This is a genomic window from Parapedobacter pyrenivorans (genome assembly GCF_014636865.1).
Lineage (GTDB): Bacteria > Bacteroidota > Bacteroidia > Sphingobacteriales > Sphingobacteriaceae > Parapedobacter > Parapedobacter pyrenivorans.
Genome location: NZ_BMER01000001.1, coordinates 677,817 through 691,790, shown reverse-complemented (window position 1 = coordinate 691,790; position 13,974 = coordinate 677,817). Strand labels below are relative to the sequence as shown.

The window sequence follows — 13,974 nt, the reverse complement described above, 5'->3', positions numbered from 1 at the left end:
GTACCCTGTTCACTTCGGTGTAGCTAGGAATTTATACACCAACCCCAGCATAAAATATTGACGCAGGGTTAGTTGTTCCTGGTAATAGTTGGTGTTGCCGTAGCTACCCATCCAGATATTTTGATTCTGGTTGAGGATGTCAAACGCGGTAAACTTCAATTCGCCCTTCCGCTGCATGATCGGATAGTACAGCGACGCATTGACGAGGTGCAGGTTAGTACGGTCGTTACGTAAGCTTTGAGGTTGGTTTCGCACCGTATATGAAGTCTCGAGACGAAATTTACCAACATCATCCAGCCTCAGCATCGCACCCACACTGTGGTTGATATTCGAGATATCCCGGAAGTTTACCGTTTGCTGTTCATTCCGGACCCTATTCGCGTTAAGGCCATAAGTCGGTATGAGGGTCACTTTGTTTTTATAGCTGATGTTTAGGCTGTTGTCGAGATTGCCATATAACGATTGTGATTTATTTTCCTCGCGATTCACAATCGAATACGAGTTGCTCGTCGAACCATACCCGGAGAGGTTCCAGCTGATATTCCACACCTTGTTTTGCACGAAGCGCTTCGATAGGTATGCATTTACGTACAACCGATTGGTACCCGGTGCCTGATAGTATTCACTGACGGTTTCCGAGCTAGAAACGTCATACGTGGTGTTTGATCCAATAGACGAGTCATAGGTCGTATAGCCTATCGAAGCATTTAAATTTACCTTGCTACTTGCAAACCATTTGAAATAGCGAAAACTGATGGCCTGCTCTAGTTGATTACTAAAATAAGGGCTGGCTATAGTCAGCGAAGTCGGGTACAGGTCTGAATTTACTGCAACAATCTGGTAAAACGAAGGCAACCTCACCTGTTTGTTGTACGATAGCGTGAGACCGCTATAGCTCAATGAAGCGTTCGGCAGCCAATAGCGGTTGCGATCATCCAGGTCGGTGGCTTTCCCATAATAGTGATAACTGCGACTTAGATCCAACCACTCCACGCCGGCTGAAATTTTCAGCTTTTCCTTGAACAGGGAGGCGTTTGCCCGCGTGCCGAAATAGACAGATCCGAACCGCCCCTGCTTGTTGTTGGCTACGTCATTCCGATTCGAGAATGCGTCCGCATTGATTTTATTATCTATTTCTTCTATGTTTCGATTCAGCTCCCAGTTGTAGCGGGCATAAGTGTCCCAATTCAACTGTTTGCGGATGGGCACTTGAACGTTTAGCGTATTTCCAATGCTCATATTATCGCCGTTGGTTAGCTGCAATATGCCTTGGTCTACAATACTGTCATTAAATAAATAATATCGGTTGATGGTATTTCGAATGTTGTTATTTTCCGTTTGCCGAATGTTGGTGTTTTGGTTAAACGACAGAAGTATCTTTGAAGCGGTCAGCTTTTTTTCAGCTTGCAGATTATATCGGTAATTTCGGTTGTTTGCCATACTGTTGCTGATGTTTTCGCCATCCTGAACGCTCGCTCCCTCCTCCCGGATCCTGCTCGAATTGCCGAAGTGGTCATTTACGTTCCGGCCAAGCTCCACATGAGCATCCAAGGAAACCGTTGATGTCGTATCCGGTGCATAGCGCACAAATGCACGGAGACGGTGCGCATAGTTATTGAAGGTTGAATTGTTGTGGCTGTTTGCGATTTCGGTTATTGTTTCATAGAAATTCGAGTTCGTCCCCCTGTTGTCCACATAGTCGTTCTGTTGCTCAAATGTGTACATCAAATTTGTCTTCAGCTTTTTGGCGATATCGTAATTTGCGTTTACGCCAAGGGAGATCTTATTTTGCAAGCCGCCATAACTCATGTAGCTATATGAGTTGTTTTCTGCGCGGCTCATTCCGCCATACTGCGCCAGTTCGCTATAATCAAAACCCTGTCTACTGATGTTATTGGCATAGCCGATAAAGCTTATCTGCAGGGTATCCCGAAAAGTATTGACCAGCGCTCCCGCTTCATAGCGATCGCGCGTACCGCCGCTGCCGTAAAACTTGCCGAAATCAGCCTTAACAAAATCTTTTTTGGTCTTCAGGTTGATTACGATGGGCAGCTCCGAGTCATCCAGTATTTCCCGTTTGGATTCGCCTTTATCTTTGATTACCTGTACGATGTCAATCAGTGAAGCGTCCAGATTGCGGGTCGCCATCGTGAGGTCTTGGGCAAAGAAATCTTTATTGTTGACCCGTATTCCCGAAACTTGCCTGCCTTGGTAGTAGATCGTTCCATCTACATTGACCTGCAAACCGGGTAACAGTTGCAGTAATTCCTCCACATTGGCGTTGGGGCGCGTCTTGAAGTAGTCGGCCCGGTATTCGAGGGTATCACCATTTAACCGGATGGGTGCTACGTGCGTTACAACGACCTCATCCAAATTGACCCCTTCCAACGCTACGGTGTCAAGCGACAAGATCTCCTTCGGCTTTAGGGAGAGTTCGCGGCTAAAAGGTGAACTGCTAACATGTGTGATGTGTATGATCAACGCTTGCGATGCCGGTATTTTTACCAGATCGAACTGACCGTCAGTGTCCGATAAGGAGTAAGTGATTACGGTAGAATCCTTGACGCCAACAATCGCTATCGTCGCCTTTTCCAGCGGTTGTCGGTTCGCATCCACCACAATGCCTTTAATCTCGCCGTTGTTTTGCGCGGCTGTTAAATGAGACGACAGCAGGCAGATGCCCAAGAAAAAGAACCGCATATAACAACGTTAAAAATGGTTAGTTATGGTTTATCATGCCACTAATATATGAAAAAATATGGAGGAGGCGCTCGGATGATAAGCCTGTTAAATTTCTACCCCTTTCCGCTAATATCCGGTTAGTGTTGTATAACCTATGCCTTTACCTTTGTATCTACCCGATGCGTATTGGGCATACGTAACCATGATAAACTAACTATACGACAAGGGTACATGCATCATTGGATATAGGCAAAGTACACAGTGTTATGAAGATATTTCCACATGTGATGATTATTGCAGTAATGGCAACGGCAGTAGCTTGTTCAGGCAACAACGACGAAATACCTAGGGAAGTGACCAACTTTCCGTTGACGGCGGTGAAACTTCTGGACGGTCCTTTTAAGCATGCTACCGAATTGAATGAAAAAATCCTGTTGGCATACGAACCCGACCGCTTTCTGGCCCGATTCCGCCAAAACGCCGGGCTAGAACCCAAAGCCGAAAGCTATGGGGGCTGGGAAGCCCAATCGCTGGCGGGCCATAGTTTGGGACATTATCTTTCAGCATGCGCATTGATGTATAATGGCACGGGCAATAAGGAATTCAAAACTCGCGCCGACTACATCGTGGACGAGCTTGCGCTATGCCAAGAGGCTGACGGCAACGGTTACATCGGGGCGTTTGACAATGGCAAAGAAGTTTTTGAGCATGAAATTGCGAAGGGAAATATCCGTTCACAGGGATTTGATCTCAACGGTATCTGGGCACCATTTTACACCCACCACAAAGTGCTCGCCGGATTGAATGACGCATATGTGCTGCTTGGCAATGAGAAAGCCCTCACCGTGGCCAGCCTTTTTGCCGGTTGGATAGGCACGATCATCGATCCGCTTACCGACGAGCAGATGCAGCAGGTACTGCATTGCGAACACGGTGGTATAAACGATGCGCTGGTGGATTTATATCATTATACGCAAGATCAAAAGTACCTCGACATGGCCGGGTCCTTTTACCACAGGGCCGTGCTGGACAACCTGGTGCAGGGCAAGGATTCGCTTAACGGATTGCATGCCAATACCCAGATTCCCAAAGTTATCGGATTGGCCAACCGCTACGAGGCGACGGGAGATAATAATGACCGCAATGCCGCATTGTTTTTCTGGAACCGGGTGGTGCTTCACCATTCCTACGTGACTGGTGGCAACGCCAACCACGAATACTTCGGAAAGCCGGATAAATTGAGCAAACGGTTGAGTGACGAGACCACGGAAACCTGCAATGTGTATAACATGCTGAAGCTCTCAGACCATATATTCCAGTGGGAACCAAATGCTGAAGTGGCGGATTATTACGAACGGTCGTTATTCAATCAGATACTGGCTTCACAACACCCCGAAACAGGCCATGTTACTTATAACCTATCCTTGGAGATGGGGGGGCATAAGCATTACCAGGATCCGTTTGGCTTTACTTGTTGCGTGGGTACGGGCATGGAAAACCATGCGAAGTATGCCGGGCATATCTACTATCACAATGATGATGAATTATACATTAGCCAATTTATAGCCTCAGAACTAAAATGGGAGGAAAAAGGTTTAGCTGTGAAACAGGAAACGAACTTTCCGCGACAACAAGGGACGGCGCTGACCTTCGATCTGGACAATAAGCAGCAATTCGATTTGAAGGTGCGCTACCCTTATTGGGCGGATAGGGGAATGACCATCAAGATAAACGGCGAGGCTATGGCAATAGCCGATAGGCCGGGCAGCTTTGTATCAATAAGCCGCGTCTGGGAAGACGGTGACCATGTAGAAGTGGAATTCCCCTTCTCGCTTCGAAAGGAAGACATGCCGGATGACCCCACACGCTTGGCGGTGTTATACGGTCCGCTGGTGATGGCTGGCGAATTGGGGCAGGTCCACGACCCACACGCGAAAGATCCGGAATTCGTGCCTGTATTTTTTACCGAGAATACCGATCCGAAAGCATGGGTTGAACCCACGGGAACAGTTAACACATTTCATACACAGGACGTAGGTAAACCACGTGACGTGTACATGCAGCCCTTTTATACGGTCTATGATGAACGCTATTCGGTTTATTGGGATGTCTTTACCCAGCAGGAATGGGAAGAACGCCAAGCCGAGTATGAAGCGGAAAAGGAGGAACGGGCCCGGCTGGAATCCATCACGCACGACTTTTTCCAACTCGGCGAAATGCAACCGGAGCGCGATCATAACTACATCGGTGAGGAAGCCTATGTGGTACAGATACAGGATCGCAAAGCACGCCAAGCTGAGCGTGGCGGATGGTTTGGCTTCGAAATGGAAGTTTTGCCTGAGCACGCGATGGCACTCGTCTTCGAATATTGGGGTGGCTACACGGGCAGCAAGACATTCGATATCCAGGTAGATAGCCAAACCGTTGCTAGCCAAAACATCAGCGGACTCAAAGATGGATCATTCGTTGCTGTGCAATACGATATACCGGAAGAACTGACCAGTGGAAAAGATCGTATCAAGGTGAAAATTGCACCCCATACGGGTAGCCGCGGGGGGCCGTTGTTCGTAGCAAGAACGGTAAAGCGATAAATGACAATGCGATCGGTTGGTGAGGGTTTGACCAAACGTTATCAATATAGTGAATCAAAATTTGCCTGGCAATGGTGAAAATTTGACTACAATGTAGTTTAAAGCAAAAGTACCTTTGCTATCAGATAAACGCTAATACCAATTTTAAATCATCACTGAGATTTCGCGAGGGCGTACTTATTATTATATTAAAAGTGTTTTTGCGACATCTGATAATGTTCGACCGGCCTTCTTGCCTAGAAAAATTTCTATAAGACGCTTGTATAATTAATTAAATCTTGTCATATGAAGAGAAATATTTTACTTGTTTTTTATTGTATTTGGCACGCTTGGTGTTGGGCCCAGTCCGGGCCGATAAGGGGAGTGGTGACTGATGAAAGCGGAAGTCCGTTGGCAGGCGTAACCGTTTCTTTAAAGGGAGCGCCTGGCGGTACGCAGACGGATGACGAAGGCATGTTTGTGATTGACGCAGGTAGAAATACTACGTTGGAGTTTTCTTTAATGGGTTTTGATAAGCAGTCTGTAAATATTGAAAACAGAAGTAGTATTGAAATAAAGCTTCATGAGTCGCAAAGTTCACTGGATGAGGTAGTTATTATTGGGTACCAACAAGTAACTCGGAAAAAGACAACAGCCGCTATTTCAAGCATTTCTGGTAAAGAATTGGCCAACTTGCCTGCGGCAAGCTTTGATCAACTTTTGCAGGGGCGTCTAGCGGGCGTAAATGTCCAGAATTTTACTGGCGAGCCGGGAGCTACACCTGTGGTACAGGTGCGGGGGAATACCAGTTTAAGTCGAGAGTATGATGAATTCAGCGTTGGTAATGCGCCACTATATGTGGTAGATGGTGTGCCACAACCACCACAGCAGTATACCAGTCCGCAGACAGGCACAGGAACCAATTTTATTGCGGGTATTAACCCGCAGGATATTGAGAGCATTGATGTGCTTAAAGATGCATCCGCAGCTGCAATCTATGGATCACGGGCTGCAAATGGAGTCATTATGATCACCACTAAAAAAGGTCGTAGCACGGAACCACAAGTGATGGTATCAGCGTACACTGGTCTAACCTCTCGGCCTGAGTTACGAGATGTCGTCGTTGGAGCCGAGGAGCGGAGGCAAAAGATGCGACTTCTGGAAGACCTGAAACCGCTAAGGGATGGCGGCGAGAGTGGGGGTATTGACTATCGAAGGCTCTCTTATTTACTAACCGATAGTTTAAATCCTGCTTTCAACGGCCAAACAGATTGGCAGGATCTTTTCTATCGGACCGGACGTATCAATAGTGCTGATCTGAGTTTGAGCGGAGGCGGAACGGGAGGAACGAACTACCGATTCAGTGCAGGGCTGTACGACGAGGACGGGATTGTGAAAGCAACGGGCTTCAAACGTTATTCCATGCGTCTAAATCTGATGTCGAGGGCTTTAAAAGAGAAACTGATGATTAATCCCATCGTAGCCTATACACGTACGGACCGGTCGAGAGGAGGAGGTGAAGGCATCAGAACGGATGCAAGGTGGACACCGGCATCTTATTTTAACCTTAGCGATACCCGGAGAGATTACCTGTTGGGAATGTACAACGAGGATTTAGATGTCAATATTGGTAACCAGCTTACGTTCAATCTCAACCTAGGCTACGAGTTTAGCAAGGCCTTGCAGTTCACATCGCAAACTTCCTATATCTATTCGAATAGCCGCAGGGACGTCAGTCAACCTAATGCGGTGACTAATTTTACCGGCAACGAGCAGAATGTTTTTTCGGATAATCAAGTCAATTTCCTTTCTTCTAATTATTTCAGCTATACGAAGAGTTTACAGAAACACAACTTGAGCGGGATTCTGGGATCGGATTTGGAATATAATCAGTACCGTTCGGTAGATGCTGGTGCAACTAACGGATCCTCAGACCAAATTCAAGTAATCCAGGGTTTCCAACAACGATATTTAAGCGCGTCTTCAGACTACCAAGCCTATAGTATGGCTTCGTTCTACAGCCGATTGGCGTATGATTACGATTCCAGGTATTTATTATCCGCGAGCATACGGGGTGATGGTTCTTCCCGTTTCGGCAAAAACAACAAATGGGGTTATTTTCCTTCGGTATCAGTGGCGTGGCTTGCTTCCGAAGAAAGTTTCATGGAAAACTCTGCATTTTCATTGCTGAAACTGCGCGCGAGTTTGGGTACCTCAGGCGGATTGCCTGGCAACAACTACCTGCAATATAACTTGTACCGTGTAAACGCTGGTAACTACTGGGGGAATAATGGAGCTACGTCATATAACGGTATCACGGCGATCACCCCTAATTTGGTCGATGGTGTAGCTCAGCCTAATATCAGTTGGGAACGGTCCGTACAGTGGAACATTGGCGTGGACGGAGAAGTGGCGAATGGTCGTTTCTCATTCGCGTTCGATGTGTTCAATAAGGAGAACAAGCAATCGTTGTTTGATGTGGTGCTTCCCATTACTACGGGATATGATCGGGCGCTGACCAACTCCATCGGTGTACGTAACTACGGTGCAGAGGCTATTTTGATGGCTAATCCGCTACCCAGAACAAGCCCCGTGCAGTGGTTCAGCCGATTGAATATCTCATATGTTAGAAATAAGATTATGAACCTGCCTAATTCAGGTCGCGATTTAGTAGTTACGGGTTCACGGTTTGATAAGACCCATATCCTCTCCGTAGGAAGCCCTATCAATACATTTTATCTGTATGAGACACTTGGAATTTATTCAACGGTGGATGATATTCCCATCAATCCACTGACTGGCGACCGCTTTAGCGGCGGTGGCGCGTACCAACCGGGCGATATGTTCCTGCGCGATGTAGATGGTGACTTTATAATTGATCCATTCAACGATGGAATCAACCCGGATAAGCTACCAATTGGCGATCCTAATCCGAAATGGACTGGGGGGTGGACAAACAATTTTACTTGGAAGAATTTCACCTTGGGCCTACTGTTTAACTTTGCATTTGATCGCGATGTGTTAAATCTTTATGCATCCGATTTATATGAAAACGGCGCTGGAACCAACGGCACCGGGACATACGCGCAATATGCGATTCCTGATCTCAGTAAAGTAAATATTTGGCGTAAGCCAGGTGATCAGGCAGAGGTGCCCGCTTACCCGTTGGGTTCGTTTAGGTATTATTCTGTGGCCGGCCAAACTTACTTTTTGGACAGGGGTGATTATCTCCGAATAAAAAGCGTCAGTCTTGCTTATAACCTGCCGAGTAGTTTCCTCTCACGCGTAGGAATGGATAATGTGAGGGTATACGGGATCGCCGATAACCTAGCGATGTTCCAACGGTCTAGTAGGTTGCCGGATGCCGAAGCCGTCAACTATTGGGGAGAATATAGCGGTGATGGATATCCCATTCCGACAAGGTTTACGTTTGGTATTGAATTGCAATTTTAACGAAATAACGATGGTATCGAATCATAAAATATGGAGGCTACTTCCGCTTAGTTTGATGGTTGTTTTATTGGCTTCCTGTGAGAAATTTTTAGAAGAAGAGCCTAAAAACTCCACCTACAACGAAGTGTTTTGGGATGACGCGCGTGCTGGAAATAATGCAATTGCTGGTAACTATGCGCTAATGCGAAACGCGCTCATGGATGGGTTTTCCGGCGTAGGAAACCGATACTACATGTATGGTGATATGACGGCCAACATGTATATCGGCGTACATTCCGATGGATATGGGCATAACGAAATCGGAAATGGAAACTATACAAGCAATTACATGGTTCAATCCTATGGGAATTGGACGCTGTTTTATAAGTCGATTACCATGTCTAACATCATCCTCAAGGAAATGCCGTTAGTGCCTGAAGACGTGTTGTTGTTGGAGCAGGATAATCCGGAAGCGTTCCGGCAGAAGATTATGGGACAAGCTTATTTCTTGCGTGCGTTTACCTACTTCATGCTCACTAAGGTATGGGGTGACGTGCCTTTGGTAACGGAGGCGTATGATGATCCAATCAATGCCCCACAATTACCGCGGAGCCCGCGAGCAGATGTGCTCAAGCAGATTGAAGACGACTGCCACAAGGCAGCAGCATTGTTGGATTGGGGATATACCAATTCTTCGGAAAGGGCTGTTATCGTTAACAAAGGTTCCGTTTATGCCTTATTGGCACATATGTACCTGTGGCGGGCAACAACCAGCGATCTCTCGTCAAACCAGCCGGAAGTGAGGGATGTGTTTAGCGCGGATACTACGATTTTAACATTATTGACAGAGGGGGGCTATTCCCAAGCTGACACCGCGAATTATCACAATATCTTTATCGGGCGGTCGTCCGAAGGAATATTTGAGCTCAATATGAGTGAAAATACACTGGAGGGCACTGATGGGCATATCGGGATGAAATTTTTGAACAATAACTACATTCCCACATACGGTGCCGATGCGGCATTTTTCGTGAAACCTGGATATCTAACTTCGCATTTTTATGAGTTGAAGGCAGAATGGCAGTGGGTTTGGCATGCGGACATCGCACAGTGGGTGTGGGAGGAAGTGTTAGTAAATGCGTTGGACACAAAAGATATTCGGTTTAGAAGTAATTTTGAGGATTATTCGGCCGAGCGACCGGTGTGCGTGAAGTATAGCAATGTAATCTTTCGCAACCCTGGCCAGGAATTGGAACCTCATCTCAGCAACAATATGACGCTATTCCGGCTAAGTGATATTTTGTTGCTTCAAGCGGAAATCGCATTGTATCAAGGTAACATGCCACGTGCAATCGAGGTCATTAACGGGTTCAGAGAGCATTATGGTGCATCGGAGACTTCGCTTCTCACCGCCGATATGTCTGAAGAAAAAATAATGACGGAATACATCTTGGAGCGGGGCAAGGAACTTTATCTAGAGGGTCATCTATTTTTTGATTTAGTCCGAACGCGCAAATGTTTTGACTATGTGCCATGGCTTACAGACACTCGGTTCAAACAAGGCGGATTCTTTTGGCCAGTAGATCCGAGACTCTTTAGCGAAAACCGATATTTGGTACAGACCGAATACTGGCGGGGTAAAATTTAATTAATAGTAAAATGATAGGTATTAAAAAGATGATAAAATACATAGGTAAGCTGATTGTACCTACGGGGCTTCTCTTAGCAATCGTATTACTGGTTTCATGCGATAAGGATGACTACATAAACGATGGTGGCGTACACAACCCCAATGTCAACATGACAACGTATGATTTCCTCGATTCGCATCCCAAATTTGATTCGTTAGTGCGCATTATCGACAAGGCGGGCCTAAAGGATCTGGTCAACAGTAACGTTACCTTTTTTGCGACAACCAACGAGGGCGTTGCCGATTATGTGAGCGCGAAGAAGCAAGAGCGGATTATTGAGGATGGCGATGAAAACATCAGTTTCAGCATCGATGATCTGGACGCAGAGGAACTAAACGATTCGCTGAAGATATATTTGTTTGAAGGGGCTATCGAACGCGACCAGCTCGCCATAGAAGGTGCGTATTACGAAAGTTTGTTTGGTCCGATGGATGATACACGAATTTTATTAGGGTTACGACGTACCAGGGATTATAGCGATTACGTCGACTACGTCGATTATTTGTATTATACAAAAGTGGTAGGTACGCGCGATAGTGAAGAATCAAATCAAAGTGCCATTCCTGAAGAATTGCGAGATACACGGATCGACGTACAGACCTCCGGTATCATCACTACTACAGGAATCGTACATGTATTGGATGGCTATCATAGGCTGTTTTTCAATGAACAATCTACGGCAAATTAATGATGATATATAGTTACTGCAAGATGAAAGTAAAGACATTATTTAAATTTTTGGCTATCATTGCTGTAATCGCATTTAGCCTTTCTTGTTCGAAAATTGAACAGGGCTTCTTAAGTGATACCATTCGGTACCGCGATAATGTAATTTTTGCTAAGCGCGGTATGACACTGACGTTGTCCGACCGTATCAATGCGGATGGTTCAACGCCACCATTCACATTCAAGATGCTCAACTTGAGGCATAAGGCTACTGGTGAGCCCGCTCCGTCTGAATTCTTTACTGAGTATGATGTGGAGGTTTTTAAAGATGGTATGACGTTCAACGCGGCCACGGATACAACAGTAGAGTTGTTAAATGCGAAACGTGAATTGAAGCAGGTGACACCCATGGAATTTAATGAAGTCAGTGGTCAGATTAGTTTCAACCGAGCGTCGGCAAACCTACCTTTGGGGGAGTATATTTTTGATCTCGAGGCATCAAATCGTTGGGGAACCAAGTTTTATGAGTCCTTTGCCGAAATACATGTAGTCGATCCGACAAACGACGAGTTATACGAAGTGACAACTTTACAAAATAATGCCTCTACATCGGCAGAGGTTTTTACCGGCTTATCGGCTCCTAGGTTTTCCGTTACAAAAATTTCGAACGATGGAGCGCGCGTTATACTCAAAATCGTGGACAGGAACGGAGATGCGTTTAACCCTGCTGAAGGTGAGATTATTAAGCGTGGGGATAGGCCAATGTTTGAAACATATGCGAAATTCAACGAAGTGATTGTTACAGATACGGCACTGATCTGTGATTTTGAAGTGGCCCCTTTCCCGTTGGCCGCATATAACGATGGCGTAACAGATTGGGGTTGGTTACATTATTATCGCATTCCCAGTCAATACGTGATTATAGAAGGTCAACCAAACAGCGCCGCTAACCCCGCATTTTCTTATCAGATCAAGATGGAGGGCACTTATGTGGTCGAGGTGAAGATGATGGAAACCACACGGATTGCGGGGGGTGCGCCACCAATGGATAACTAAGTAAGTGTAGCAAACTCAAGTCTTTAACGGTTGTCTTTTTAATTGACAATGATATGAACCGAGCAAGGAAAAACGTGATACTAATTATCGGATTAGTTTTAGTGGGTTGTCTGGCAAAGGCGCAACAATCATTGCAGGCTGACTCAAAAGAACTGTATATCCCCACCAAGGTATACCGCGTACCGGATAGCAACGATTATAACGACAACAACAGCGAATTCAGCTACCAACGGATGGTCGAAACGCCGAATTTCGCCGCGTTTTGGTCAAAGCAATATGGTGATGACCCGATGACGAATCCGAATCCGGCCATGCGGTTTAATCTGAAGGAAGCACTGGCCGAAGCGGAGCGATTCTATGGCTTTTTTATCGATACACTCAAATTTGCCGATCGTGGAAGCTCATGGACGGACAAGTATAAAATTTTAGTGTATGTGATAGGCAGTGAGGACGGGGGCGGTACCGCATTCGGTGGTGGAAGCGAAAATGTAGGGATATTCTGGACGCCTCCGGGCCGGATCAATAAGGCACCATATGCCACACTGGCACATGAATTGGGACATTCGTTCCAGTTTTTGGTCCGTGCCGATGGTGCGAACGGAGCCCATGGGTCGATGGCAGAAATGACTTCACAGTACATGCTGTGGCAGGTATACCCCGAATGGATGACGTTCGAAAATTATCACCTGGTGAGTTTTATGGAAAAAACGCACTTCGCTTTGCTACACCCCACCAATATGTACCATACGCCGTATGTGCTCGAATACTGGTCGAGCAAGCATGGGAAGGACTTCGTTTCCAGGCTGTGGCGTGAGTCCGTTGAGGGTGAGGACGCAGTGATGACCTACAAACGGCTGAACACTGTTAATCAATCGGATTTTAATGATGAACTATTCGATGCGAGCCGCCGGTTCATCACTTGGGATATGGACCGTATCCGCGATGTGGCCAGTCCATATGCCAACCAGCATTTCACATCCTTAGTCGATATGGGTAACGGTTGGCATCGTATTGACAGTTCGAAATGCCCGCAGAACTATGGCTATAACGGTATCAGACTCGAAGTGCCCAAGCCTGGTAGTAAGGTGAAATTACAATTCAAAGGCCTGGCCGGCCATGATGGATATACTTCATACAATGTAGATAAAGCCGGTTGGCGGTATGGATTTGTCGCATACACCGCCAGTGGCAAGCGCGTCTACGGCAAAACACAATCTGCCGCCGATGGTACGACGACGTTTAAGGTGCCAAAGGGTACCCAGTACCTTTGGCTAGTCGTCATGGGTGCGCCAACCGAGCATTGGTCGCTTCCGATGCGCCGTAGGGGGCAGCAGGCTGAGGCGCCAAAGGAAGAACGGTGGCCTTATCAAATTAAGCTGTCCGGAACGACTGTCGCTGAGTCAACCTAGCCCATTAAATTCTATCGTAAGACATGATTTGAAAAGTATGTCGTAAATTAACATAGGTGGATTTTTCCGCCTATGTTAATTTACGACAGGTATTTGTTAATATGCGGTTAGCTAGGTAACAAAACACACTATATATTTGTATTATAAGATGTCGTTGTGACATTTTATTTAATAACCAAACTATAGACCAACAAGCATTGAGGTCACTTTTTAATGGAAGATTCCGCCCGCGAGCGGATGTTTCCAAAATACGTAGCCAATATAGGTTACAGTAACGGAGCTGAAGTAGACAATGAAATCTTAAATCTGATGATAACATTATCGGGCTACTATAATAAGTGTTTAACATACATTTCATTAGTGGGTGACTATACGTGAGAAGATCAGGAACTTGTCCGGAGGTCAACTGTGGATGCTTAGTCCTTTCAATGGTGTATAAATAAATTAACTAACCATGTATTTATCAAT

Annotated in this window: 7 protein-coding genes; 6 read left to right on the top strand and 1 reads right to left on the bottom strand. The window is 46.0% G+C overall.

Going from position 1 to position 13,974, the window contains the following annotated elements; genetic code table 11:
- Nucleotides 1-9 precede the first annotated feature (9 nt).
- Nucleotides 10-2,700 carry a peptidase associated domain and porin domain-containing protein gene (locus IEV98_RS02565; RefSeq protein ID WP_188504360.1) on the bottom strand — a complete coding sequence of 897 codons (2,691 nt, stop codon included), beginning with the start codon at nt 2,698-2,700 and terminating at the stop codon, nt 10-12.
- A gap of 248 nt (nt 2,701-2,948) precedes the next feature.
- Here IEV98_RS02565 and IEV98_RS02560 point away from each other — a divergent pair, with 248 nt between their 5' ends.
- The 6 genes from IEV98_RS02560 to IEV98_RS02535 all read left to right on the top strand — a co-directional run bounded on the left by IEV98_RS02560 (nt 2,949) and on the right by IEV98_RS02535 (nt 13,506).
- On the top strand, nt 2,949-5,273 hold the full coding sequence (locus tag IEV98_RS02560; protein ID WP_188504359.1) for a glycoside hydrolase family 127 protein: 2,325 nt from the start codon (nt 2,949-2,951) through the stop codon (nt 5,271-5,273).
- A 285-nt stretch (nt 5,274-5,558) separates the two neighbouring features.
- The gene (locus IEV98_RS02555; RefSeq protein ID WP_188504358.1) at nt 5,559-8,705 is read left to right on the top strand and encodes a SusC/RagA family TonB-linked outer membrane protein; all 3,147 of its coding nucleotides are present in this window, start codon (nt 5,559-5,561) and stop codon (nt 8,703-8,705) included.
- A gap of 10 nt (nt 8,706-8,715) precedes the next feature.
- Nucleotides 8,716-10,332: a RagB/SusD family nutrient uptake outer membrane protein gene (locus IEV98_RS02550; protein WP_188504357.1), complete on the top strand. Its 1,617-nt coding sequence runs from the start codon at nt 8,716-8,718 to the stop codon at nt 10,330-10,332.
- 29 nt (nt 10,333-10,361) lie between these two features.
- The gene (locus IEV98_RS02545; RefSeq protein ID WP_188504356.1) at nt 10,362-11,063 is read left to right on the top strand and encodes a hypothetical protein; all 702 of its coding nucleotides are present in this window, start codon (nt 10,362-10,364) and stop codon (nt 11,061-11,063) included.
- 23 nt (nt 11,064-11,086) lie between these two features.
- Nucleotides 11,087-12,097: a DUF5007 domain-containing protein gene (locus IEV98_RS02540; protein WP_188504355.1), complete on the top strand. Its 1,011-nt coding sequence runs from the start codon at nt 11,087-11,089 to the stop codon at nt 12,095-12,097.
- Nucleotides 12,098-12,150: 53 nt separating this feature from the next.
- Nucleotides 12,151-13,506 carry a DUF6055 domain-containing protein gene (locus IEV98_RS02535; protein ID WP_188504354.1) on the top strand — a complete coding sequence of 452 codons (1,356 nt, stop codon included), beginning with the start codon at nt 12,151-12,153 and terminating at the stop codon, nt 13,504-13,506.
- Nucleotides 13,507-13,974 lie beyond the last annotated feature (468 nt).

Coding starts and splice junctions, on each gene's coding strand:
- IEV98_RS02565 (WP_188504360.1), bottom strand. CDS start 2,700: ATGCGGTTCTTTTTCTTGGGCATCTGCCTGCTGTCGTCTCATTTAACA.
- IEV98_RS02555 (WP_188504358.1), top strand. CDS start 5,559: ATGAAGAGAAATATTTTACTTGTTTTTTATTGTATTTGGCACGCTTGG.
- IEV98_RS02545 (WP_188504356.1), top strand. CDS start 10,362: ATGATAAAATACATAGGTAAGCTGATTGTACCTACGGGGCTTCTCTTA.
- IEV98_RS02560 (WP_188504359.1), top strand. CDS start 2,949: ATGAAGATATTTCCACATGTGATGATTATTGCAGTAATGGCAACGGCA.
- IEV98_RS02540 (WP_188504355.1), top strand. CDS start 11,087: ATGAAAGTAAAGACATTATTTAAATTTTTGGCTATCATTGCTGTAATC.
- IEV98_RS02550 (WP_188504357.1), top strand. CDS start 8,716: ATGGTATCGAATCATAAAATATGGAGGCTACTTCCGCTTAGTTTGATG.
- IEV98_RS02535 (WP_188504354.1), top strand. CDS start 12,151: ATGAACCGAGCAAGGAAAAACGTGATACTAATTATCGGATTAGTTTTA.